At 52.7% G+C, this 23,492-nt stretch carries 25 protein-coding genes and 1 pseudogene; 3 read left to right on the top strand and 23 right to left on the bottom strand.

Translation table 11 applies throughout. From position 1 onward, the window contains the following. From CHH67_RS08580 to CHH67_RS08565, 6 genes and pseudogenes are all read right to left on the bottom strand, one after another. Nucleotides 1–842 (bottom strand): annotated as a pseudogene (locus CHH67_RS08580) (glutamate synthase subunit alpha); the annotation flags it as partial. Nucleotides 843–1,252: 410 nt separating this feature from the next. Next, nucleotides 1,253–3,520 carry a YhgE/Pip domain-containing protein gene (locus CHH67_RS08575; RefSeq protein WP_095264749.1) on the bottom strand — a complete coding sequence of 756 codons (2,268 nt, stop codon included), beginning with the start codon at nucleotides 3,518–3,520 and terminating at the stop codon, nucleotides 1,253–1,255. A 72-nt stretch (nucleotides 3,521–3,592) separates the two neighbouring features. Continuing rightward, a complete protein-coding gene (locus CHH67_RS26500) occupies nucleotides 3,593–3,778 on the bottom strand; it encodes a hypothetical protein (RefSeq protein ID WP_141235829.1) in 186 nt (61 codons plus the stop codon). After that, complete coding sequence (locus CHH67_RS26495; protein ID WP_218832011.1) at nucleotides 3,771–3,956, bottom strand: hypothetical protein; 186 nt, start codon at nucleotides 3,954–3,956, stop codon at nucleotides 3,771–3,773. Before CHH67_RS26495 ends, CHH67_RS26500 begins: the two co-directional genes overlap by 8 nt. Nucleotides 3,957–4,004: 48 nt before the next feature. Next, nucleotides 4,005–4,127 (bottom strand): hypothetical protein, encoded by a 123-nt coding sequence (locus tag CHH67_RS27020; protein WP_255223013.1) that lies wholly within the window; start codon nucleotides 4,125–4,127, stop codon nucleotides 4,005–4,007. An 83-nt stretch (nucleotides 4,128–4,210) separates the two neighbouring features. After that, the gene (locus CHH67_RS08565; RefSeq protein ID WP_095264747.1) at nucleotides 4,211–4,804 is read right to left on the bottom strand and encodes a TetR/AcrR family transcriptional regulator; all 594 of its coding nucleotides are present in this window, start codon (nucleotides 4,802–4,804) and stop codon (nucleotides 4,211–4,213) included. Between the two features lie 376 nt (nucleotides 4,805–5,180). Here CHH67_RS08565 and CHH67_RS08560 point away from each other — a divergent pair, with 376 nt between their 5' ends. Further along, nucleotides 5,181–6,350, top strand: coding sequence for an MGDG synthase family glycosyltransferase (locus CHH67_RS08560; RefSeq protein WP_095264746.1), 1,170 nt, complete (start codon nucleotides 5,181–5,183; stop codon nucleotides 6,348–6,350). 175 nt (nucleotides 6,351–6,525) lie between these two features. Here CHH67_RS08560 and CHH67_RS08555 read toward each other — a convergent pair whose 3' ends face one another. From CHH67_RS08555 to thpR, 3 genes are all read right to left on the bottom strand, one after another. After that, nucleotides 6,526–7,209 (bottom strand): metal-dependent hydrolase, encoded by a 684-nt coding sequence (locus tag CHH67_RS08555; RefSeq protein WP_095264745.1) that lies wholly within the window; start codon nucleotides 7,207–7,209, stop codon nucleotides 6,526–6,528. A gap of 45 nt (nucleotides 7,210–7,254) precedes the next feature. Then, nucleotides 7,255–8,157: a cell wall hydrolase gene (locus CHH67_RS08550; protein WP_095264744.1), complete on the bottom strand. Its 903-nt coding sequence runs from the start codon at nucleotides 8,155–8,157 to the stop codon at nucleotides 7,255–7,257. A gap of 94 nt (nucleotides 8,158–8,251) precedes the next feature. After that, nucleotides 8,252–8,854 carry an RNA 2',3'-cyclic phosphodiesterase gene (thpR, locus tag CHH67_RS08545; RefSeq protein WP_244908127.1) on the bottom strand — a complete coding sequence of 201 codons (603 nt, stop codon included), beginning with the start codon at nucleotides 8,852–8,854 and terminating at the stop codon, nucleotides 8,252–8,254. 232 nt (nucleotides 8,855–9,086) lie between these two features. Here thpR and CHH67_RS08540 point away from each other — a divergent pair, with 232 nt between their 5' ends. Both CHH67_RS08540 and CHH67_RS08535 read left to right on the top strand, forming a co-directional pair. Then, nucleotides 9,087–10,040: a D-2-hydroxyacid dehydrogenase gene (locus tag CHH67_RS08540; protein WP_095264742.1), complete on the top strand. Its 954-nt coding sequence runs from the start codon at nucleotides 9,087–9,089 to the stop codon at nucleotides 10,038–10,040. Between the two features lie 34 nt (nucleotides 10,041–10,074). Next, nucleotides 10,075–10,395, top strand: a complete 321-nt coding sequence (locus CHH67_RS08535; protein ID WP_095264741.1) for an MGMT family protein — start codon at nucleotides 10,075–10,077, stop codon at nucleotides 10,393–10,395. 600 nt (nucleotides 10,396–10,995) lie between these two features. Here the strand turns inward: CHH67_RS08535 and CHH67_RS08530 are convergent. The 14 genes from CHH67_RS08530 to CHH67_RS08465 form a co-directional block, all read right to left on the bottom strand. Beyond that, complete coding sequence (locus tag CHH67_RS08530) at nucleotides 10,996–11,976, bottom strand: TRM11 family SAM-dependent methyltransferase (protein WP_095264740.1); 981 nt, start codon at nucleotides 11,974–11,976, stop codon at nucleotides 10,996–10,998. An 18-nt stretch (nucleotides 11,977–11,994) separates the two neighbouring features. Next, a complete protein-coding gene (locus tag CHH67_RS08525) occupies nucleotides 11,995–13,080 on the bottom strand; it encodes an MsnO8 family LLM class oxidoreductase (RefSeq protein WP_095264739.1) in 1,086 nt (361 codons plus the stop codon). A 102-nt stretch (nucleotides 13,081–13,182) separates the two neighbouring features. Beyond that, nucleotides 13,183–14,598 (bottom strand): deoxyguanosinetriphosphate triphosphohydrolase family protein, encoded by a 1,416-nt coding sequence (locus CHH67_RS08520; protein ID WP_095264738.1) that lies wholly within the window; start codon nucleotides 14,596–14,598, stop codon nucleotides 13,183–13,185. A gap of 202 nt (nucleotides 14,599–14,800) precedes the next feature. Next, entirely contained in the window at nucleotides 14,801–15,577 is a 777-nt protein-coding gene (locus CHH67_RS08515; protein WP_095264737.1) for a glycoside hydrolase family 73 protein, read from the bottom strand. Further along, entirely contained in the window at nucleotides 15,564–16,016 is a 453-nt protein-coding gene (locus CHH67_RS08510) for a phage holin family protein (RefSeq protein WP_095264736.1), read from the bottom strand. The genes CHH67_RS08515 and CHH67_RS08510 overlap by 14 nt, the downstream gene beginning before the upstream one ends. A 146-nt stretch (nucleotides 16,017–16,162) precedes the next feature. Continuing rightward, complete coding sequence (locus CHH67_RS08505; RefSeq protein WP_095264735.1) at nucleotides 16,163–16,300, bottom strand: XkdX family protein; 138 nt, start codon at nucleotides 16,298–16,300, stop codon at nucleotides 16,163–16,165. Beyond that, nucleotides 16,293–16,901 (bottom strand): hypothetical protein, encoded by a 609-nt coding sequence (locus CHH67_RS08500; protein WP_095264734.1) that lies wholly within the window; start codon nucleotides 16,899–16,901, stop codon nucleotides 16,293–16,295. Before CHH67_RS08500 ends, CHH67_RS08505 begins: the two co-directional genes overlap by 8 nt. A gap of 12 nt (nucleotides 16,902–16,913) precedes the next feature. Next, on the bottom strand, nucleotides 16,914–19,496 hold the full coding sequence (locus CHH67_RS08495; RefSeq protein WP_095264733.1) for a hypothetical protein: 2,583 nt from the start codon (nucleotides 19,494–19,496) through the stop codon (nucleotides 16,914–16,916). Beyond that, a complete protein-coding gene (locus CHH67_RS08490) occupies nucleotides 19,496–20,041 on the bottom strand; it encodes a YmfQ family protein (protein WP_095264732.1) in 546 nt (181 codons plus the stop codon). Before CHH67_RS08490 ends, CHH67_RS08495 begins: the two co-directional genes overlap by 1 nt. Continuing rightward, nucleotides 20,038–21,096: a baseplate J/gp47 family protein gene (locus CHH67_RS08485; protein WP_095264731.1), complete on the bottom strand. Its 1,059-nt coding sequence runs from the start codon at nucleotides 21,094–21,096 to the stop codon at nucleotides 20,038–20,040. Before CHH67_RS08485 ends, CHH67_RS08490 begins: the two co-directional genes overlap by 4 nt. Beyond that, nucleotides 21,089–21,502, bottom strand: a complete 414-nt coding sequence (locus tag CHH67_RS08480; RefSeq protein WP_095264730.1) for a DUF2634 domain-containing protein — start codon at nucleotides 21,500–21,502, stop codon at nucleotides 21,089–21,091. Before CHH67_RS08480 ends, CHH67_RS08485 begins: the two co-directional genes overlap by 8 nt. Beyond that, complete coding sequence (locus CHH67_RS08475; RefSeq protein WP_095264729.1) at nucleotides 21,499–21,795, bottom strand: DUF2577 domain-containing protein; 297 nt, start codon at nucleotides 21,793–21,795, stop codon at nucleotides 21,499–21,501. The genes CHH67_RS08480 and CHH67_RS08475 overlap by 4 nt, the downstream gene beginning before the upstream one ends. Nucleotides 21,796–21,800: 5 nt before the next feature. Then, a complete protein-coding gene (locus CHH67_RS08470) occupies nucleotides 21,801–22,766 on the bottom strand; it encodes an XkdQ/YqbQ family protein (RefSeq protein ID WP_095264728.1) in 966 nt (321 codons plus the stop codon). 17 nt (nucleotides 22,767–22,783) lie between these two features. Continuing rightward, on the bottom strand, nucleotides 22,784–23,491 hold the full coding sequence (locus CHH67_RS08465) for a LysM peptidoglycan-binding domain-containing protein (protein ID WP_095264727.1): 708 nt from the start codon (nucleotides 23,489–23,491) through the stop codon (nucleotides 22,784–22,786). Nucleotide 23,492 lies beyond the last annotated feature (1 nt).

Raw genomic sequence — 23,492 nt, 5'->3', positions numbered from 1 at the left:
AACAGCTCATGCTCAAACAGCGACTGACGCGCATGCATCCAGTTCACGTTCCCGCGCAGCGTATTGATCTCGCCATTGTGGATCATGAACCGGTACGGGTGGGCACGCTCCCAGCTCGGGAATGTGTTCGTACTGAAACGGGAGTGGATGAGCGCAATCGCAGATTCGAAACGCTCTTCCTGAAGATCAAGGTAAAACTGTCCCACCTGTTCGGTGGTGAGCATCCCCTTGTACACGATTTTCCGGCACGACAGGCTGGATACATAGAAGCTGTCGCCTTCCGGCTTGCCGCTGTAGCGGATCGCAAGCTCAGCGCGTCTGCGGATCACATACAGCTTGCGCTCGAACGCAAGATCATCCTTGATGTCTTCACTCCGTCCGATAAAGACTTGACGCACGTACGGCTTTGCCGCTTTCGCGGTCTTGCCCAGCATTTCATCATTGGTCGGAACGTCACGGAATCCTAGCAGTGTCTGCCCTTCCTCGGCAATAATGGATGCAAGCAAATCTTCATGGGCAGCACGCACCTGAGGATCATGGGAGAGGAACAGCATGCCCGCTCCGTATTGACCGGCAGCCGGCAGTTCAAAGCCCAGTTTTCTCGCCTCTTCTGCAAAGAAAGCATGCGGAATTTGTATCATGATGCCCGCTCCGTCGCCGGAGTTCGGCTCGCTTCCCTGGCCGCCGCGATGCTCCATGTTCGCCAGCATCGTCAGCGCACTGCTGACGATTTCGTGGGAAGGCTTGCCTTTGATGTGGGCAACAAAGCCCATGCCGCACGCATCTTTTTCAAACTGAGGATCATAGAGGCCCTGCTTCTGTGGGAAATCAGTATGTTTCATAAGATGCAACCTTTCTTTATAAGATTATAAAAATACATTGGTATAACGGAAGATAGGTTTGCACTTCACCGCAACCCACTTCGCGCAGAAACGCTTCTAAGAGGTAATGCAGTATTGTGCAAAAGCGACAAAGGTTAACATTTACCTAACACGTAGATGAATTAGTTCTATATATTTTATCATCACAGATGGTAGCAGGCAATTCAAAGTTTTTATGAATATGATAAGAATTGTTTTTGTGAGTAGAGTCACACTTTCCGGATCATATTTATGTAGAAAAGTGCAAAAAAACATGCAAATAACACATACCGAACCGCCACGCCGGCAGATATGCAGCCATCCCTACGAAAAAAGAGCGGCCACGCCCGGGAATCCCGCGCATGATCGCTCTTCTTTCTAATCATAAGACCTCAGGCAGTCGCAGTCGTGCTGCTCCCGGCCGATTTATGCTTACTGTGATGAATCAGGAAATATAGCGATGTGATGATCAGAGACACGGCGCCAAAACCGATCAGCACTCCGGCGCTGCTCCACATGCCGCTGAAGTTTCCGGTCGACACAACATCCTTGAAGCCCATAACACTGTAGGTCATCGGCAGCAGCGGATTCAGCGCCTTCATCCAGCCCGGAATCAGCTCTACCGGGAACGTGCCTGCGCTTGTCGTCAGCTGCAGAATGAGAATGATGATGACCACGAAGCGCCCGGGCTGGTCAAGCCAGGTGACAAACATCTGCACCAGGAACATGAACGACAGGCTTGTGATGAACGAGAACAGGTAGAACAGCGGCACGCTCTGCACCTCCAGCTTCAATCCGTACAGCACCACAATGACCGCCAGCAGCGATTGCACGAGCCCCATGCCGGCAAAGGATAACGCCCGGCTGACAAACCGGTTCCAGCCTGTCGCACCTTGCACCGTCGTATCGCGGATCGGCAGGATGATCGTGGAGATCAGCGCGCCGACGAACAGGCCAAGGGACAGAAAATAAGGCGAGAAGCCGGTACCGTAATTCGGCACCTCATTCACTTTCATCTCATCGACCTGCACAGGACCGGCAAACATGCTCACGGTCTCATCGGTCGTATGAAGGCCGCTCGTTTTGTCCGCCGCCTCATTCAGCTTCTCGGCCAGCTCACCGCTGCCCGCCTTGAGCGTGTCCATGCCGCTTACCAGTTCACCCGCACCGGAATCCAGCTGTCTGGACCCGTCAGTGAGCGCAGCGACACCAGAGCCCAGTTCGCCAGCCCCGGCGGCCAGCTGGCCCGTGCCTTCCGACAGCTTCACTGCCCCGCCGGCCAGCTCCTTGCCCCCGGCAGCGGCTTCGCCCAGCTTCGCGCCGAACAGCTTCATGCCGTCCAGCAGCTGCTTCTGGCCTGCATTCAGCTGCTTCGCCCCAGCGAGCAGCTCCTGGCTGCCTGCGGCCAGCTGCTCGCTTCCTTGCGCCAGCTGCTCCGCTCCGGCGCTCAGCTGCCCGGCCCCGGCGTCCAGCCGGGCCGTGCCTTCCGCAAGCCCGGCTGCGCCCTGGGCCAGCTGCTTCTGGCCTGCGTTCAGCTCGCTCGTGCCAGCGGCAAGCGACTGGCTTGCCGCCAGCAGCTGCTGAACGTCCGGGCTGGCGGCCAGCTCAGGCTGGCTGTCCGCCAGCTGCTTGAGCCCCTCCGCTACGCGCTTCGCCCCTTGCTCGAGCGCTGCCGTCGCCTCCAGGGATTGGTTCAATCCCTGTTCAAGCTGACGGCTGCCCTCGTGCGCGCTGTGCGCGCCCTGGGCAAGCTCCGCGGCGCCGGCCCGGTTGGCATCCAGGCCGGCCTTCAGCTCGGCGCTGCCCTCGGCCGCCGATTCCAGCCCGGCCTCGAGCTTCGCTGCGCCTTGGCCGGTCTGCTCGGCACCGGCCAGCAGCTCGCCGTGCCCGCCTTGAAGCTGCGCCAGGCCCGAAGCGAGCGCGCTGGCGCCCGACTTCAGCGTTCCGGCTCCGGCGTCAAGCTCCTGCACGCCTGCCGTCAATGGCGCGATGCCTTGCTGAAGCTCAAGCGTTCCATCGGCCAGCTTCGCCAGATTCTGCTTCAGCTTGAGCGCTCCTTCATCAAGCTCAACCGCCCCTTCAGACAGCCTGCTCGCGCCGTCTCCGGCTTCGCTCAGGCCGCCCGAAACCTTCTCCACCTGATCGAATAACGTTTCGGTGTACGCCTCGGTGACTTTCGCAGATACCTTGGATTGAATTTCCTTTACCGCTGTGCCGCCGATCTGTCCGGCCAGGAAATTGTAGCCCTCATTCGGTTTAAACACGATTTTGGCCGGCTGCGGATGATCATCCATCAGCGTGGTCGCCTGCTGCGAGAAATTATCAGGGATGACGATGGTCATATAATACTTGTTGTCCTTCATCCCCTGCTCGGCCTCGCTTTCACTGACGAACTGCCAATTAAACGCCTTCGCTTTCTTCAATTCCGCGACAAGATCGGCACCCGCCTGCAGCGACTTCCCTTCAAACTCAGCGCCGGTATCGTTGTTGACAACAGCAACAGGCAGCTCATCCATCTTGCCATACGGGTCCCAAAATGCGCCGAGAAACATCCCGCTGTACAGCACCGGGATAAATAACACTGCGATGATCGTCACCAGAAACTTCCGGTTCCGGACAGCAGCGCCGACATCTTTAGCAAATACAGATAATGATTTCATCCTGTCTCTCTCCTTCTGTTTCTCTTTCTATATATCATCTCTAATTTCTAATTTTCAGGTTCATATCAGACATCAGCGCTTGACGATTCGCGAATCATGCCGCTGCGGAAAAGGAAGGAACATCCTGGTCACTTTCCCCTCCGTTTTCTTCATAACCCCATCAGCGAATCCGAAGACAAAAGCGAGCCCTTGCTTCTCCAGCATCTTAAGCCCTCCCTCTTCTCCCTTCGCTTCAGACAAGTTTATAACGTCAAACACGGGTCATCCGATTGATCCCAATTTTAATATTCTCTTTTTTACAGATACCAGTTGACCATTTTCCCCATTTGGTCATTTTAGAGCAAAAAAATAATACGAACTCCACCACCTCAAAAAACCATTTCCATTCAGCCAGACTGCTATGCTCGAGCGCGCCTTGTCCCAGGCCGAAATTCATGATACGACGATATGAGCCAGCTTTACGAAACCTGACCGGCATGGGGCATTAGCATGCCTTTCGCTGGTCATCCACCTGCCTCTCCACTAAACCGCTGCTGATCGGGCAGAGAAAGGGCGAGTACGAGGAACCCACCTCCAGGCGGTCCCTCATCTCCGTCGTCTGTTTCATCGAATGCTTCAGCTCAGCCCGCCCAGTATCAGTTCCTTCTATATAACCAATAACAACAACCGAACCAAGCGAGCTGCATTATGTTAACGCGCCCCCGGTGACTCTGCCTTCAATCCTTCCGCCAGAAACAGCATCATATACTCCTTGATCTGCTCCTTATCCAGCGGCTCGCGCAGCTGATTAAAGTCCGTCGTGAGCGCTACGTACAGCTTCAACATGACAAAGGACACGACCTGCGCATCCAGCGGCTTGATTTCCCCGATCGAGATGGCATGCTCCACAATGCCCTGCAGGTAACCGATAATGCTGTTCTCCACCTTCGCCAATCCTTCATGCGCCATCGGGGTTCCGATATCCCGAAGTTCCTGGGACAGCTTAATAAACAGCTCATGCTCGCTCCGGTACTCCAGCAGCGCATCCAGCACCCGGTACAGATTGTCGAAGAAATCCCGGTCCTCCCGAATCTCCCGCTCGCTAATGCGCCTCATCTCCACAATGGACGATTGCAGAATCTCGTCAAACAGCTCTTCCTTGTTCGTAAAAAAGGTATAGATCGTTCCTTTCCCTACATTCGCAATCTTCGCCACCTGTTCCATCGTCGTCGCTTTATACCCGAATAAAGCAAACGATTTGGAGGCAGCTTCCAGCACCTGCTTCCGCCGATCCACAGCTGGCACGCTAACCCCTCCTGTACGGTTATTATTGTTACCTCTTCATTGCCGCATAAATGACCAAAATCCATTTTCGGTCATTCAGTCAACAACAAATGTAACAGATGGCTTTCTCTTTTGCAAGCAGGTACTGAAAAAAATTCAGCCCGTTCCAGGGTCAATATGACGGGATTTGTCTAAATAACAAAGAGCAGGGCTGTTCGTTCAACGAAGAAGATGCCGCGGCGTACCGCGCTTGGCGACAAGCATGAAAAAAAGTTGAACTGCCCGCCGTGTTCACACGTATACTATTATACACTCCTATTTTTCAAGAATTTACATCTAATAGACTGGTTATGTCAGAACTAGAAACTGGATAGGAGTAGAAAAAAGTAGGTGAACTATGAAATATACAAGAGTGCTTCTATTCTCGGAAGGATTCGGAACCGGACATACCCAGGCGGCCTACGCGCTGGCCAAAGGCATGCAGCAAATGTGCCCCGACGTGCACTGCCGCGTAATGGAGCTCGGCCATTTCCTGAATCCGACGGTAGCGCCGATGATCCAGTCGGCATATCGCAAAACCGTGAGCGAGCATCCCCAGCTGGTCGGAAAGCTTTACCGTTCCGGATATGCAAAATCATTAAACCGCCTCACCAGGCTCATGCTTCATCGCATCTTTTATGCGCAGGCCGAGCGGGTGATCGAGCAGCTGAAGCCGGATGTCATCATATGCACCCATCCGATCCCGAATGCCGTTGTCTCCCGGCTGAAGCGCCAGGGACTGCCCACACCGTTATACACGCTCATCACGGACTACGACGCGCATGGCACATGGGTCAATCCGGAGGTCGATCAATATCTCGTATCTACGCCGCATGTGAAGAATCTATTGATGCAGCGCGGGGTGGAGCCAGAATACATACATGTGACAGGAATTCCTGTCCATCCGAAGTTCTGGGAACGAAGATGCCGCGAGCAGCTTCATGCCGAGCTTCACATCAAGGATATGCCCACCATCCTCATTATGGGGGGCGGCTGGGGGCTGATCTTCAACCAAGAGCTGACCCGGATTCTGGCCCGGCGGGCGGACGATATCCAGCTCATCTTCTGCATGGGCGATAATGAGAAGCAGATTGCGGACATGCGTGAGGACCCGCTTTTTCGTCACCCGCATATTCACGTCTTCGGGTATCGCGATGATATCCATAAGCTGATGGACGTATCCGATCTGCTAATCACGAAGCCCGGCGGGATGACATGCACCGAGGGCGCAGCCAAAGGAATCCCGATGCTGTTCTATGAACCGATCCCGGGTCAGGAGGAAGAGAACTGTCAATATTTTGTAAGCCAAGGCTTGGGAGAAGTGCTGGATTCTCCTGCCGTCATTCATAAATGGCTGGACATGCTCGCTCATCGCGACAAGCATGCCGCGGAATATCGAAACCGGGCTGTCACCCTCCCGATTGTGACACCGAGCCGCTGCGCTTCCCATGTGCTTGCTTTGCTGGAGGACAGAGCAGCCGAGCCATATGGGGACATGCCTTACACGTTCACGGCGGATAACTCCTAGCCTAGCCCCAAGGCCTCAGCTTATACATGCCTGTATAATCACCATAAAGAAGCTTCCCATGCCAATCATGCACGGGAAGCTTCTTCTCATTTCATTCGATTCTATTATTCAATGAACCTCAGTTCTTGTCGTGTGGAAAAATGCCTACCGCGAGTGATCTCTTGATGCCAGCATGCTACAGCGTCAAGCTGTCACCCGGCTTCAGCGCATGTCCTTGAAGACCCGCCTTCTCCAGCTCGGCACAGAAAGCTTCGGCATCCTGGGCGATGGCCGGGAAGGTGTTGTAGTGAACAGGGATCACATGCTTGGCACCGATCCACTTCGCAGCGAGCAGCGCTTCCTCCGGCCCCATCGTAAACAGGTCGCCAATCGGCAGCGCCACCGCATCGATCTTGTTCAGTTCCCCAATCAGTTTCAGATCGCTGAACAAGGCGGTATCACCGGCATGGTAGAATGACTTGTCCCCCATCGTCACAATGACGCCTGCGGCCTCTCCCGCATACCGGAACTGGCCGTCCACCTCAATCGAAGATGTATGGAAAGCCTGCGTATACTTGACCTTGAAACCATCAAACTGAGCGCTTCCGCCTATGTTCAATCCCTGTGCCTTCACACCTTGACTGCCGCAGTAGGAAGCAAGCTCAAATATCGCAATAATCGGGCAGTCGTTCTGTTTTGCAATTTCGATACTGTCCCCAAAATGGTCGGAATGTCCATGGGTCAGCACAACCGCATCCACCTGAATATCCTGGGGAGCGATTCCCGAAGCTGGATTGCCGGATATAAACGGATCAATGATAACCCGGACTCCACCTTCTTCCAACAGCAAACTTGAATGGCCGTAATACGTTATTTTCATGGTTAAACACACACCTCCTACCTTGTAGTTTACCCGAGAAAGGGACTACTTGTAAAAAGAGTGGTTTCCAATTTGTTTAACAAATGTTCTTGAATGATGCACCGTCAAATCCTGGGCCAATTTCAGCGACAGGAAAAAGTACGTATCGTCAGCGACTTCCTTGTGACCGCGCAGGGCCGCCTCCACTGACCGGATCGTCTCTTCATTCGGCGTAACACGCTTAAGACGCCCGTTGGCAACCGGACTGAATTGGTGCTTTTGATAGATCACATCAGTAATAGTATTGGGAAAATTGGCTGACCGCAGCCGGTTTAAGACAACATTGGCAACTGCCACTTTGCCTTCGTACGGTTCGCCTTCCGCCTCTGCCATGACAATCTTCTCTAGCAGAAGCCGTTCTTCAGCTGACACCTCGTAGGTCCAGGTCGCCTGATCTTTCTCGGCCTGGGTTAACGTTTGGGTTCTTGTGAAGAACAAGGTTGTGGGGGGGTTATGGCTTTCAGCTTGCGCTTTGACAGCTTGGTTCCCCTGCTTATTCTCTGTTTCTCCCCCTACTGCTTGCTTGGCATCTGTCTCTTTGCTCTCCAAGGCAGCAGCTTTGGTCTTATTGTGAGAAGGCAGGTTTTCCGCTTCAGCTGAATCGTCTTCCTTCAGGTTGAGAAGAGATACAATCTCACCTTCTGGTACATTCCAAGGCTGGAAAACAATTGAAGTTAAAAGTTCGATAGATTCCCCGTCATTCGTACTCCTCGCAGCTTCTTCTGTTTTGTTCAGCGCATGGACCGGGTCTGGAGCGGCTGCTTTAAAGCTTGGCATCTCCCGCTGTTCTTCCCCTGTCGTTGCAGTTGTTGTTTGCATTCCAAACATACTTATAAGAGACAAACTCACCAGCAGCACTCCGATCAAAAGAGCGATCCAGCGATTTTGCCTTAACATTCTGATAACCATATTTTTCCTCCTATGATGTCGGCACATTCCTACACTATGTAACCACATTTTTAGGCGGTGAAAACATGGTAATTTTATGAACATTTAAATCCCTTTATTTGGAATGTCCGTGAAGCCGCGCCACATCTAGCTTTTCGTACATTGGGCTATGTCCCAAACGCGTTCGAAATAATGTTAGTTCATCAACCTTCCACTGGATGGGATTGGGTCCAGACCCAAGCAAATCCATCATGAACGGGAATTTCCCTTCGAATTTGCGGGCTACCGTAATATGCGGACGATATGGCCTTGATTCCGGTACATACCCGAAGGCCTCCATCGAGGATACAACCGACCGATGAAGCGCAGACAATGCCTTGATATCTCCGTTCAAGCCTGCCCACAAAATTCTCGGCGAAGCATTCGTTCCGAACACGCCGGCATTCGAGACACCCAGCATAAACGGGGCATGAGCGGACGCAGCGGTTTGCAGCGCCTGAACAATCTCCGGAATACGACCAGCTGGCGTATCTCCCAGAAACTGCACCGTCACATGATAATCGGCAGGATGCACCCATTTTCGAAAGGACGCTTGTCCGGATAATTTCTCTGCCCATTCCCTTATGTTCGCCGATGCCTCTTCAGGAAGATGCACCGCAATAAATAATCGCTCCATCGATTCGCCAAAGCCGCTCATAAGCCACGCTTCCTTCCACATGAAAATATCATCTAAATTTCATCGTTCATTCCGATCTGCCGCGTTAAGGACATCATGTTGGCTCTCAGATGAACATGTCTTCGTTAGTCTGAACCATTGTACAACAATTTACTATGGCGACCAAAAATTGAGGGCGCGTATGCGCACAAGACTGAAATTTGATAAACTATTTCCAAAGAAAGATCGTTCCAAGGCTGCCATCAGCCTGAATTCACGCCCAGGAGGTAGTTTCATGCCCAAAATTTTAGCACTGCATGAGTTGACAACCGAACACAAGAACATGATCCAGGCCGCCGCCCCCGGCTTCGAACTGATCACATCCAAGATCGGCGAGCTTGCTCCCGGCATGGTCCGGGAAGCCGAGATCTTGCTTGGCTGGTCCAGCAAGGTAGAGGGCGAGGCTGTCGCTCCTGACAGCCATACGAAATGGGTTCAGGTATGGTCGGCCGGCGTTGATAAGCTGCCGCTTGACGCTTTTCGGCAAAAAGGAATCTGGCTGACCAATGCCAGCGGCGTACATAGCATTCCGATTACGGAGCATATTTTTGCCATGATTCTCGGCTTTGTCCGCAATTTGCATCACGCCGTCAGACAGCAGACGAACCGCCATTGGGACACGGCAGGCACCTTTACCGAGCTTGCCGGCAAAACCATCGTCATTGTCGGCGTTGGGCAAATCGGAAGGCAGACTGCCCAGGTGGCCAAGGCCTTCGGGATGCGCACGATTGGCGTCCGGAATTCCGGCGAGCCGAGCCCGCACATCGATGTGATGTATAAGGTTGATGAATTGACGAAAGCCCTGTCCGAGGGTGATTATATCGTCAATATTCTTCCTCTGACCCCATTAACAACCCATATCTTTGACCGCGACAAATTTGCAGCCATGAAGGATTCCGCCTTTTTCGTTAATGTGGGCAGAGGACAATCGGTTGTTACAGACGCCATGGTCGAGGCGCTCCAAGCCGGCAAGCTGGCCGGAGCCGGGCTTGACGTATTCGAGAAGGAGCCTCTCCCTCAGGACCATCCGCTGTGGAGTATGGACAATGTGATCATTACGCCCCATAAAGCCGGGGATACAGATCAATATGCCGAGCGGGTCATAGATATTTTCCTGGACAATCTCAAGGCCTATACCCAGGGCCGCCCACTCCACCGGAATGTAATTGATTACGATAAATCGTATTAGTTCTAAATCATGTCACGCATTGGAGGGACTACACTTGCAGCCCTTTACCCGGCGGGTCATCGAAATTATTAAAGCCATTCCGGAAGGATCTGTCATGACTTACGGACAGATTGCCAGGCAGGCCGGAAGCCCGCGCGCGGCCCGGCAGGTCGTTCGAATTCTTCATTCCATGAGCCGGGCCCACCAGCTGCCGTGGCATCGCGTAGTCAACGCGAAAGGAGAGATTGCTCTCCAGGAGCCTGAGTCCAAACTGATGCAGGAGTTGTTCTTGCGTGAGGAAGGAATCGAGCTTACTGCCGACGGCCGCATCGATCTTGGCAAGTACCGCCATGAACCCGGCTTCGATGACCCATAATAACGTCCTGATGATCGCATTATCGTCTGTAACCGCAACAAGGCAGCCCGCAGGATCACATCCTGCAGGGCTGTCTTTCATATCTGACATGATTCGCATGCAACAGCATACCATGAATGTTCGGATTCGCCAAGTCCATGTCCGATTTCTTAGGGATATCTTGCATGTTATACAGAGCAGGTTCAGTAGTCATTACGGTTCTTTAGATGCTCATATCAGGAATCCGCACTTGACTTCCAGAACGGTTTACCGCTCCGGGAAATGGGAGACTTCCGATCGCTCTAGCCCCAGATTGTTAAGTCAACGCCTTAGCCATTGAAAATCGGAGACAAAGGCGAACGCTTCGTTCTCCAGCCCCTCTTCTTCCCCGTAATGAAGTCAATCACATAGCTTAAATTAAGCATCTTTAGAATCATATTTCCGACTTATAAATTCGTATTCACGCAAATTCAGCCGCGATTTTCCCGGATTTTCCGAACTTCCATCCCCGTCCATCCCTTATGATGACAAGCGAAATCCCCAGTACAAAGCCTGCAATGGTAATTCGGTTGTCGCATCCGTTCTGCTTCGGTCCGGGTCTGTTCAGTTCCGTTATTATGGTTATTCACACAGCCACACTTCCCGAACGAAGGAGCCTTTGGTCGTAATCGCCCGACCCAATACGTTCCATCCGGCAAGTCTCAGCTGCTCCTCCAGTGGCTCGGTGCTGACAATCACCGCCCGGCGTGCCAGACGCCGCAGGCTGCGCAGCATTTGAAGCCTGTCCTCCTCCGGCAGAACAGAGCATACATTGTAGGGCAAGTCAAGAATGGACGCTTCGTAGCTGCCGGACAGCTCATTCATATCCTGAATCGATACCAGCTGATCATCATATCCGTAATGGCGAAGATTCACTCTGGCTCCTCGGATCGCCAGCGGGTTGATGTCCGATCCTTGTACCTGAATCCCCATCGACAGAGCCTCGATCAGCACATTGCCCATTCCGCAGCATGGGTCGAGAAGCACAGTATTGTCCGGCTCCGGTACCGCCATGTTCACAAGCGCGCGGGCAACCCGGGAGCTGAGACCGGTCGAATAGTTGTATGGCTTCTGCTTATGCGTGAGCCACGCCCGTTCCGGTTCATGGAGCTCTCCTAGGCTCCAGATTCCTTCCGTTCGGATCAAGCCCAGCGTCACCTCCGGCGATTTCATCTGCGCCGTCCCCTTGATATGCCGACCTACCTGGCGCTCAACATCTCTTCTTTCCTCATACGTAAAAGGATCACCAGCTTTCAGGCACACCACCTTGAAGGTAGCTCCCGATAGCTGTATTTGCCCGGCCTGTGCAGCAATCGCCTCCACCGAATCACCGCTCAGCCCAACCTCCAGCCGTGCTGACACAAAGGGGCTTCGGTCGGGGTCTACCCGGCGGCTCGTCTGCAGCCAATCCTCACCCGACTTCAAGGGAGTCCCTAATAATTGGGCCAGCTCCAAATGGCATAGCTCCCGTTCAGTTTCATGACAGGCGAATGTATATACATATTGCGGCTTGTCCGATGTAGACGGATACAAGTGCCTAGCCGTTCGGCTTGAATTCGACATAGCTTCAACATCTTTCTTCTATAATATAGGTGCAGACTCCCCCGCTAATAGCCGGTAGCAGTTCAGCCTCTCTTCGTAGTCGGCAACCGGAACCGTAACCAAAAATTCATCATTTCCATACCGCTCCTTCATCTCCAGCAGCTGTTCTCTGACAGCGGATGGCGTGCCTGTAATGACATGTTTCAACATGCCCTGTCCTTGAGGAACCGATAGCGCTGACTGCGAACTCGGCATACCATGACGTTCTTTGGAGTCACATTGTTCGTTACGTTTGCGCTGCTCATTGGGTTCATGCTGGTTGTTGGATTCATGCTGGTTCTTGGGTTCATGCTGGTTGCTGGATTCACGCCCCGTCGTGCCACGGGTTGCTTGAGCTTGCATTGCCAGCTCTTGCGCACGCCGCTCGGTGTCTCCACAGATGATGCTGACTGCGACCATGCTGTGCGGCTCGCGCATGGCAGCTGAGGGGCGGAAATGCTCCCGGTAAGACTTCAATACATCCGCCCCGTCCACCTCACTCATAAAGTGTCCGAAAACAAAGCCGGCCCCGAATTCAGCTGCAAAGCCGGAACTCTTCGTGTTGGTGCCGAGCATCCACATCACCGGGGGCTTCGCCGGGACTGGACGTGCAGCTACGGGAACGTCCTCGTAACGATAACGATCCTCCAGCAGCTCCGTCAGCGCCCGGATCCGGTTCGGCAGATCGGCCACATGGCCGAGATAGTTACCGCTCAGCGCCATGCTCGTATGGGCAGAGCCGCCCGGGGCCCGCCCGATCCCGAGGTCGATGCGGCCGGGATACAGCGCGGCAAGCATCCGGAAATTCTCCGCTACCTTGAGCGGGCTGTAATGCGGAAGCAGCACGGCTCCCGACCCCAGCCGGATGCGCGTGGTCTGCGCCCCGATATGGGCCAGCAGAACTTCCGGGGAGGCGCAGGACAAGTGCTCCAGGTCATGATGCTCGGCAGCCCAATAGCGTTTATAGCCCCAAGCTTCCCCGTGTCTCGCCAATCTTCCCGCCTGCCGCAGCGCCTCTTCATAGGTGCTTTCGCCGAGGCGAGGCACCAGATCCAGCATGCTTAACGTATACGATGATGCCGTCATTCAGAACCAGAGCCCCTTTCTACTTTACGGAGCGACAGAATTCGGATTTCTTGTGTCCCGATTATCCGCCGCTGTTCCCGTGCGCACTCACACGCGGCCTTCTCAATCCAGATCATAGATCGACCCTACCTTCAGGCCATATAATTCGTTATAGATTTTCTCCGCGAACGCATCGGTCATCCCGGCGATGTAATCGATCACCATATGTTCCCATGTCCAGATCGGCCGCGCGCGCTTCTGATCTGCCTCATAACGCTGCAGCCAGTCCGAAGGAATAATCGCTTTCGAAGCCACCGGATCCAGAAAAGCGTCCCACAGACGTTTAATGATCCATTCACTTCGTTTCTGAAGCCGCTGCACTCTCAGGTCACGGATCATCGTCACCCAGGCGAAGCTTTTCAGAACGCTGACCGTACGCAGCATATCCTCGTCCTCGGCTCCGTCCTTAACGAACGTTACCTTCTTCCATCCATCACCATCGATAACGCCAAGACTGCCTACAAACAAGCTGACCCAATACGCCTTTACCTCGCGCCGTGTCCGGGAATAATCAAACTCGCAGGTCGGCATCTTCTCATTCCATACGCGCAGGAACTCTCCAAGCACGGCCTCCACCTTCGGATAGATGCGGTCCTCGGTCCATCCCTTCCACACCTCGTCCTCCAGGGTCATGATCTTCTGGACGATCAGCTTGTTCAGGTAACTGTCTCTAAGAAAATGCTCATGTACCTCGATCTTTCCAGCCTTGATGCCATCCTCCAGATCATGCGCCGAATAAGCAATGTCATCACACAGGTCCATCAGCTGAGCTTCCAGCGTTTTATGCCCCTCCGGAATTCCCCATGCCTCGCGGATATGCGATATATATTCCCACTCATGGCGGTACATCCCCTTCGGGTTAACGAGCCCGGGGAAGGGATATTTATTAATGCCGAGCAGCACCGCATCGGACAGGTTCAGGCCGTTCACATTTTCCCGCTTCTCCAGATACATGATCAGGCGAAAATTATGTGCGTTCCCTTCGAAATGCTCATACTTCTGCCTCATTTCCTCCCGAATCCCCGCTGCCTCTAGCGGTGTTGGCGTATAGGGCAGACTGGATATGATCTGCTCCGCTTTGCTGTCTATCAGCTTCTCCAGAATGCCCTGCAGCACTTCCTCGCCCTTGTGACCGAACGGAGGATGGCCAAAATCATGCGCGATCGCCGCACATTCCACCACCTCGGGATCAATAATCAGACCGGCGTTCTCCGCCGCCTCCGGCATCACTTCCGGATAGCTGCGGCTCAAGCTCCGCGCCGCCTCTCTGGCAATCTGGGCAACTTCAAGGGAGTGTGTCAGCCGCGTCCGGTAATAGTCTCCGGTGCCTGCGCCGAATACCTGCGATTTCCCCTGCAGCCTGCGAAAGGTCGGCGAATGAATGAGGCGGGAATAGTCCCGCTCATATGCCGCCCGGGAAGCATCCGACTTCGTCTGTTCCGGGTATTGGCGATGCTCTCTAAGCTCCTTCAGCGTCATAGCTCTCCACCCCTGTGCTTATGTCTTTATTCTCATTATTATATGCCATCTGGTGTTTCAAAGGAAAATGCCAGCAGGGACAAGAAGCTTGTCCACTACGGCGAGCACATAAGGAAGCTTGGTATGGAAGAGAGCCGTCACTGGTGCAGAGATAGACATCTTATAACCGGAGAAAAGCATGAGCTCCCTCGGCTTTTTAGCTTTATTTTGGAATAAGGCCCATCCGGTGCATCAATGTCACCGTCCGATAAAAATCATAACTGCCCGCAGGATCGTTAAGGATCTCCGCCTCCTGCGCCGCCTTCACCGCCGCTTCCGCCCAAACCGGAATGTTCTCAGGGTGAAGACTTTCCAGCTTCTTGAGCCGTTTGTTCAGCTCACGGATCGTATGCTCCTGTTCGGTTGTTGTTTTCAAAACCGTCGCGAGACTGGTGTTCAACTGCTGAATCTGCTTTCTCGCATCCTTCAGCTCGGCAGTCAGCTGCTCCATGTTCACGCGCTCCACCTCCTTCGGATTCGGGACATCATATTGATACAGTGAATGCTGCTCGATAACAGCAATCAGCTTGTTCGGATAGTTGGGGTCTGTGGCGTACCCGCCTTTCCAGATTTCGGTTGCCGCTGTTTTGTAATCCGCCCACAGGACACCGTGGTAACGGTTCGGCTTGTCTTTCGTGCCGTTAAGGATCAGCTTCGTATGATCAGCCACCGATTCCTGCCAGTTGTTGTATTTGCGGAATTGGGCGTTCGTTCGATAGGGAGTCTGTCCCCGGTACTCGGTCGTCTGCATCGTTACGCTGCCCGCCGGTCCGGTGCCCTTGATGCCAAACAGATTGTTCGCCTGCTGCGTCAGCCCGCTCTTCCCCCAGTTCGATTCCAGAATCGCCTGCGCGAGCGTCAACGAGGCCGGAACCCCGTAGCGCCGCATATCCTCGGTAGCAATCGGAGCCAGCTTGTCAATAAAATCACGCGGATTCATCCTTCTTCCCTCCTTTAGGTGCGGGGCCCTGTTCCCCTTCTTCCGATTTGATCTGGAAAAGTTGTACTACATTACGCAGCGATTGTGGAATCGGTATCCCCATGCGCCCGACATTCTCAATAATAGACAACAATTCATTCGCCAGATAAAAGAATATCACCGTGTTCTGAAAATAATTCATCTCTCCCAGCACCCGGTCAACCAGATGCATCAAAGCGATGAGAAGGAAAATGGTGATTTTCCGGGCAATGCCCTTGTAGCCGATCCGGCTCCGCAGCTCGCCGTTCATCCAGGCCGCCCCCCATCCGGTCAGCCAATCAATCACCACGAGCCACAACAACAGATGAAGCGGAAGCGACCACCCGCCCCATACATACACAGTCACGGACCCCGCGCCCGCCACCAGCAGCTTAAACAGTTGACCGATGTGCTCATACATGCGTCTCTCCTCCTTTAAGTGTATGAAGATTTAAAAAGCCCCCGGGAATGCCGGGGGCTGAAAAACAAAACGGTAATGCATTGTAACTATGGTTGACTCATGAACGGAAACTCCGTTCTTGTCTAACGGGTCATTAATCCGTGGAATTAAAACGCCTCTCCCGTAATCAACTCGTATTCCTCTGGTGTGATGACACCGTAGCCGACATATTGACGCAGTTGGGGCTTCTGAGCCCATTTTTTCTCGTAATAATATTTCAGTCGCTCATAATCGTTCTCAAACATAAGTCCCCTCTCCTTCCGATGAATTGGTCTCCAGTGACAGCATCCGTAATTCCAGGCCTACAACCTGAGCGCCCAGCGCTTCATTCTGCCGGCGAAGCTCCAACGCTTCCAGTTCCCGGGCCACCAATTCAGCCCCCAGCCGATCAACTTCAGCAGGCACTGCCGGTTGTGGCTTGGTCAACTCCTCGATCTCCTCGGGAGACAATCCCTCTTCCCACAATTCAGGCAGCGAGGGCCACAACAGCACGGGCTGCTGGCCCCGCTCCTCTTGCGGAAGCTGATGCCAGCTGTTAAGCGCTTGCTGATATTCAGCCTGTGCAGCAGCCAGCGCTTCCTGGTACGCAAGCCAGCCAACAAGATCAAACCTCGGATGGAACAATCCTGGGGAAACCGGAATGCCTACCATGTAACCGGCGACCTCCGCTTCAGGCCGCTGGCCTTCGTCCTCATCTTCACTGTCCGTTGCATGAGACGCCGCTCCATCCAAGACAGCCGGTTGTAACGGCTCGTTATAAAAAGGGACGACACCACTAAAGGCATCGTCCACAAGGACGTCCTCCATATAGAGGCCGTCTGTATTTACTTTCGGTACAGCTTTCATGTGATACCTCCTTTACCTTTCTGCTAGGAAGTGAACTCCATCAAGCGAAAACCAGCTATTCCCGCCTGAGTTAAAAATCACACTCCCAGTACTGGTGACATCCAACCTAGCTAAGACATTTTGACTACCGTTATTCGAAGATACTGGAAAGATCATAACTGCATTCGGCCGGTACCCTTCCGGAAGCGTAAATAATAATGTCCCAGCAACTGCTGTGCCAAACTTTATTAGCCCCTTTAGATGTACTATCCCAGCAGAATCTTTATAATATCCTGCTTTCGTAAAAGAACCTCCATAGTTCTCCCATCCATTCAATAGCGTTGGCGCAATCCATCCGGGCGCGTCCTTCTCGACTTTCTTCTGCTCCACGACAGATACTCGATGCAGAGCTTCGGCTACTCCCGTTATCAGGTCGCTAACTTGTGCCTTCTCGTTTGCGGCAAGTGTGCCGGTAATCGGCTGGATCGGAGATTTATCAAGCTTGAGATAGGTGACGGAGTAGGGCACAGATGGATCGTAGGTACTTCGCTCGGCTTCCATCACCGCCTTCATCCGTCCATACGTATACTCTGCGTTCGTGTAAAATGTCCACGCGCTAGTATCAGGAAGGCCGCTCTTATACACGCTCAAAAGCCTGTACACCATATACTTCGCTTTTGAATTTTCTTCTCCCTGATACGTAGAGTTAATAATAGTTCTTCCATTAGAACCATAAAACGGTTTTACAACCTCTCTAAGGACAATTCCCGTTCCCACCTCGACGTGATTCTTACCCTCATTTAGTACCAAACAGCCTTCCGACACAACGGGCTCTACGGTCGGGGCGCTGAGCCGATATACGAGCTGGTATGGCGTCCAGTTTGGCGCTTGAGTTGTAGGTACCGAATTATCAACTCTCCCCAACCAATCCGAAATTCTTACCCAGGCCTTATATGCATTATCAGTACGGTTGTATAGTGCGGATGCGCCTACAGTTCCGTCAAACATCCTCCACCCCATAAAATACGCCTTAATCTCGTCTTGCGTCGGCCTGTAGTTGTCTCCCCATCCACTGTCAACGTTATTAATAGAAATAAACAGTGTACCAGCGGGGCTAATATTCACCACATCACACGCAGTAAATTCCCCTACATCCTGAGTAGTTAGTACCTTGCCGTCGTATTTTACCCCCCTTTCTCCAATCGAGAGGACATTGAGTGCAAACATATCAACTGCAACAACCTTAGCAGCAACTATTGAAGTTCCTGCGACCCTCCAATTTAAACTCCCGTCCAGTTCTACCTTTTTCCACCTCGCCAGCTTGAAATACTGCCCCTCACGCTCAAATAGCACATCCGGATCGCTGCCGTCGTCCGGGTTGGCATGGAGCTCCGTCTGGAATGCGAGCATGGAATCCTCATGCGGCTTGAAAGGTTGGGACCCGGTGCCAATAACAAGCATCGGATTTTTGAAGACAAACTTTCCTGTGCCTGTGTCGGTGTTTACAAGAACCCGAATATATGCTGTTTCTTCGGTTGCGGTGAATGTTCCGGATCGGCGCTGCCCGTCTAAATTTTGCTTTTCTCGGTCACAAAGGAAGGCGTACAACTTAGACTCATCGCTTGCTTCCCCGCTGAGAGTATACGAGACATTAGGTAGGGCGGGAGCAAAATATTGATACCACCTTCCCCCATTTTCAAGCCCTTCGATGGAGCATTCGTAAGGGGACTTGATGCGCCCAAATCCGCCAGTTCGATCTTCCCATTCATAAAACGGAGGCAACAGATTCTCCCCATATCGAATCACGTATGGGTTTTGTACCGATTGGAGACTATTTACATACGGATATTTTGCTATCTTTTGCGGCTCGGAAAGAAATGGTAGTTCGTCATAATCATCCTTTGAAATTTCGTGTAAACTCACGTTTTTAACATCAAAGTTTGCTGCTGCAAATCCTTCTTGCGCGTAACATGTTCCGACAAGAATGCTAAAAGTCGTATCAGCCGAAAGAGTAAATCCGTAACTTACCCGCTGCCAAACTCCCATCTTGGTTTTATCGACAGTAGCTGCACCAACTGCCGGGGCGCCTGAGCCACCTACTTTAATATTGCCACTACCTGTGACGTGGTTTAATTTTACATCCGCGAATATCGCGTAATATTTTCCAGCATATGCAACAAAGTCCCTACCGTCTACTTGTCTAAATACAATGTAACCTTCATCCGTATTTGTTACGTCCACATTTATAATCTCTGTGTTACTTCCCGTTGTTCCAAGTCCAACACTAATAGTTGTTGTTTTAGTATCATTTACAGTTCTATTAGTTTGCCGTCCTGCCAGATTCACCAACGTCCGTCCCTTAATCCCACTCAGTGAAAAAGGTGCAGTACGCTCTGCATGCACAACCTGCAATCCCGGCTGGAGCACAACCTCTCTGCGTTCCTCGGTATCCAATCTCGAGGCGAGAGAATCGAGGGATTGCTTCGTCTCACCAGCAAACTGATCGACCACATCCGCGTTCTGATCAATATATTTCTCCAGATCAAAATACGTCGTTGACGGTGATGTTCGGTCAATTTTATTCAACCCGATATTCGGTGTAACCGGATTTGTCATCAGGCTCCTCCTCCCAACAATCGATCTTGTGTAGTTCCTTCGACCTGATCCAATGTCATACTTTCCACCTCGGCTATCGTTAAGTAACGAAGCGCATATTCCACCATCATGTGTGCGGGTTTAATCTCCTCCATCGCTGCCTTCAAATCCCCCAGATTAGGCGGAAGACCTACGGTATCGCGAAAATGTATCGTCACCTTATACTCCGCAGGCTGGACGGTCACTTCGATACTCCCGCGTTCGTATGCCTGCGCTACATTTTTCAGCATGCTGGCCGATACTTTTCCGCTGCCGCGCATCTTGGAGATCACAACTGATCGTCGCTGTTCAAGCGGCTTGGACAGGTGGACCGGAATGTTCAGGTCCTGTTCATATCGGGAAAGCGACCAGGTTGCCGTCTCGGGATAATACTGATCGATCAGATCCTCCATATCCCGAGTCAGTTGGTCCAGTTCTGCTCCCTCGGTGTTGGCAATGGCTTTCATCTCCCGAATCCCATGGTAATAGGAAGGGAGATAATTCAGCCAAGCTTCGGCTTTGCTCATCGGACGGTCACCGTCCCCAGAACGGCTACCGCCTCCGGATCGATGGGGATGCTCTCCGTCCCCCCATTAACCGTGAGAACCTCATAGTCGATAACTGAAGGAATGTCCAGAATCACATTCGCAATCCGGTTATACCGGACAAGCGGATCCAGCATCGCCAGATCTTTCAAATACTGCCGCACTCCAGCTTCGATAGCTTCTTGAACGCCATCCATACCTGCTCCGTCCAGCAGCGTAACCTGTACATCAACATCAATCGGCACCTCTACGGCCGCGACCACCGTCACCACAGCACCGACAGGGGCTGTTCCTTCCCCTCTTCCATCCATGGTCGGATCAATATGCTGCTGCACCGCCTCCACAATGGAAGGTGCCGGCGCTCTCATTTCGTTACCCAGCAGCACCACCTTGACCGTGCCCGCTCCATCCCATAGCGGAAATGCTCGAGCCTTGCCAACCCCGGGCATCTCTCTTGCCCACAATTCGTATTGATTCCGGTTCGCGCTCGTAATAGGACGGGATATTTTCTCCCGATAGCGGTCATACAAGGCCTCGTCAGATTCCGTATCTTCACCTGGAACCCTGAGCTCAATCAGCTCAGCGGTGACCAAACCTTCAATATATTCAAGCGGGAGCAGTGAACCAAAACGCCGGTTTCCTTCTCTGCCGCTCGTTTCACATTCCAGCAAGTAGAGACCTTCATCCTCGCGGGCAACCACCGAATAATTCAAGGAATCCAAGGAATAGCGGCTGCCAATGGGAACCTCCAGCGGAGCGCCGCCGTTTCCGGTGAATCGTCCCAGAAGCAATGCATGGGTCGCCTCCTTGCGTGTAATTCCCGACCAGGCAATGCTCCGATCCAGGTACTCTCCAGACGCTGTGGCCGCGAATTTATATTGAATAGAGTAGCCCAGCTCGATATACATCTGAGCAAGCTCGGCAGCGGCCGGGGCCAGCGCGTCATAGATAATGCTGCCCTCTCTTTTGTCCATCCCATCCGGAACGCGGTCCAGCATCCGTCCGAGAATGGCTTCAAACGTCTGCTCTTCATACATCCTCCCTCACCTCCCTGGTCATATCAAATGCGCCGAATATGCAGCGAACGGTAAATTCAACCCGCCCCTGATCGCCTGTAAATGTCATGTTCATATTCTCCACCGCCACAATCCGATCATCCTGCAGCAGCGCTTCCTTGATGTGCCGCTCGATTTCAGCGTATGCCCACAGCGGGTCACGCCCGATGACCGAGTGCAGCTCATGACCGTAATCGCTGCTGTAGATGAGATGTGCAAAACGACGGGTTTGCAGGATTTTGCTCACTGCCTGCTTGACCGCCTCCAGTCCATCGATGTGCCCGGATATCGTTCCGGCTTCATGGTCCAGCCTATACGTCAGGCTTGGTTGATCCATAATCTCTACGGTCTCACCGTCCGGTATCATCATGCCGCCTTGCGGGATCATGACGACTTCACCAGCCGATCCAGGACAAGATAAGTCTGGCCGCCTTGGTATCGAAGGAGCACCACGGTATCCCCGGTTTGCAGCCCCTTTCGTATCACCACTTCTTCTCCGGCAATGTTCCGCTTATATTCAGTCAAAGACTCGCCCACAACTAAAAAATCCTCCGTCAGGCTGAAACGCTGATCCACGTTCACCTCCAGAGGATGGGTATTGGTTACCGTGCCGTACAGCACCGTTACCGGATTCGTGCTTCCGACGGCGCTGAGGCTAGCTTTTTTAATAATATCCAGCATTGTTCTTACACCACCTTCATTTTCAGAGACATCGTATGGGCACCGCCGGACAAGCTATGCGAACACTCATCAATCAGATAAGGCTTCAGCCCTTCACCTGGAAGGTTCACGTAAATCGTATATCCAGCCCGAACCCGGGCATCCCCGATTGCATCAATGCTCAGGGTCTGCTCCTCCCGGTTCTTCAGAGCAAGCAGATTGCTCGCCAGCTGATTCAGTTGGGCGGGGTTCATGTTCTCATCGGCAACTTCGTAGAGCTGAAGCAGCCCCCATTTGGCAATGGACTGCCCATCCTTGTGAATGTACACGTCTCGCTTGCCAGTCTCCTTATTGTCGCGGACCACCTTAATCCGGTTATACGTTTCGTTATCAATGCTTGTCTTATACGAGAAATCCGTCATCAGACTTTCTTCCCCAACCGCAAAGTTCAGCCGCATTTCGTTGATGTTCTTCAAGGTAAGGGCACCAAAATGGTCATAAAACATATAATATTGTTTTGTCGCCATCAGCGTTGCATCAAGCGCCTTACTGATCATATCGATCAGCTTCGTATCCGCCTCAAGCAACGCTGGTATCGTATGACCGGTATTCGCCAGCTGCCCTACCTTCAATTGATAATCCTTGGCGATTTTGCGGATGATGTCTTCGACCCTCGTATTGGTGAACCGGTACGTATCTTTATTAGAAAGATAACGGAGCTGGTCATAAGCCAGCAGTTTCATCTGGCCGTCCGCCCCCCATTCCTTGGAGAACACATAACCGTAGAACAAATTCTGTCCATCCTTCCGGAACCGTACGATATCTCCGTTGTTAACTGCGAACGTTGTGCTCTGTGCCAAGCCGTCATTCACAATGGTAAAGTCGAGGCTTGCAGGCTTCGCCTGGCGGGTTGTCTTCCAGGTTATGTCCGTTACAATCTGCCCGATATCCCAGACGTTTCCGTTTTTGTTATCCACCATGAACTCGATCATCAGGATAGGCCTCCTCGTTATGGAATTCGGAGCACTCGTCCGATGGCCAGCTTGCGGACTTCATGGTCCTTGATTCCATTCAGCTTCTGGATTTCCGTATGGCGTGAGCCGCTGCCCAGCAGCTTTTGCGCAATGCTCCAGAGTGTGTCGCCTTTGACAACCGTATAGGTAGCAGGCTTTTGGCGATCATCTGGACGGCTGTTCGTTTTTGCGGCTGCGGGCTGGGCATTCTTGACTGGCACTACCTTCTTGGCTCCATAGAATCTATAACGCTTAAGCGTGATCGAGAACTCCACATCCTCCGGCGAGCCGGACATCGTATTCCAATCAAAGCTCTCGATGGACGCCGCCATGTTGAGGGCGAAGGTCTTCGTTCCGTCCGCCTGTGTACCGCCCGCTGCCTGGGCCGGATCAGGAACAAGGCCGGTCACAACCAACCGCACGGGCCTGCGCGTCTCCATCCAGCCTTTAATCGTATTGATGTAATCGATCGGAGGCAGCAGCTCATCTGTATGGACAAAAGGGTACATGCGACCGGGAAAAAAGCTTTTAAACGAAATTTCCGTCAGCTTTGGATACAGGATCGTATTGATCTCGCCCAGACCGACAATCGTATACCCCTTCCCGTTTCCGCCTTCCTTCACTTCAATCCGCTCCGGATTGACAGGAAAACGAAAAACCTCCTCCTGATTGTTAAAGCTCAGAAACAACCCATACTCACTCATG

The organism is Paenibacillus campinasensis (genome assembly GCF_002272015.1).
GTDB lineage: Bacteria > Bacillota > Bacilli > Paenibacillales > Paenibacillaceae > Paenibacillus_AQ > Paenibacillus_AQ campinasensis.
This window is presented reverse-complemented; position numbering and strand designations above follow the sequence as displayed.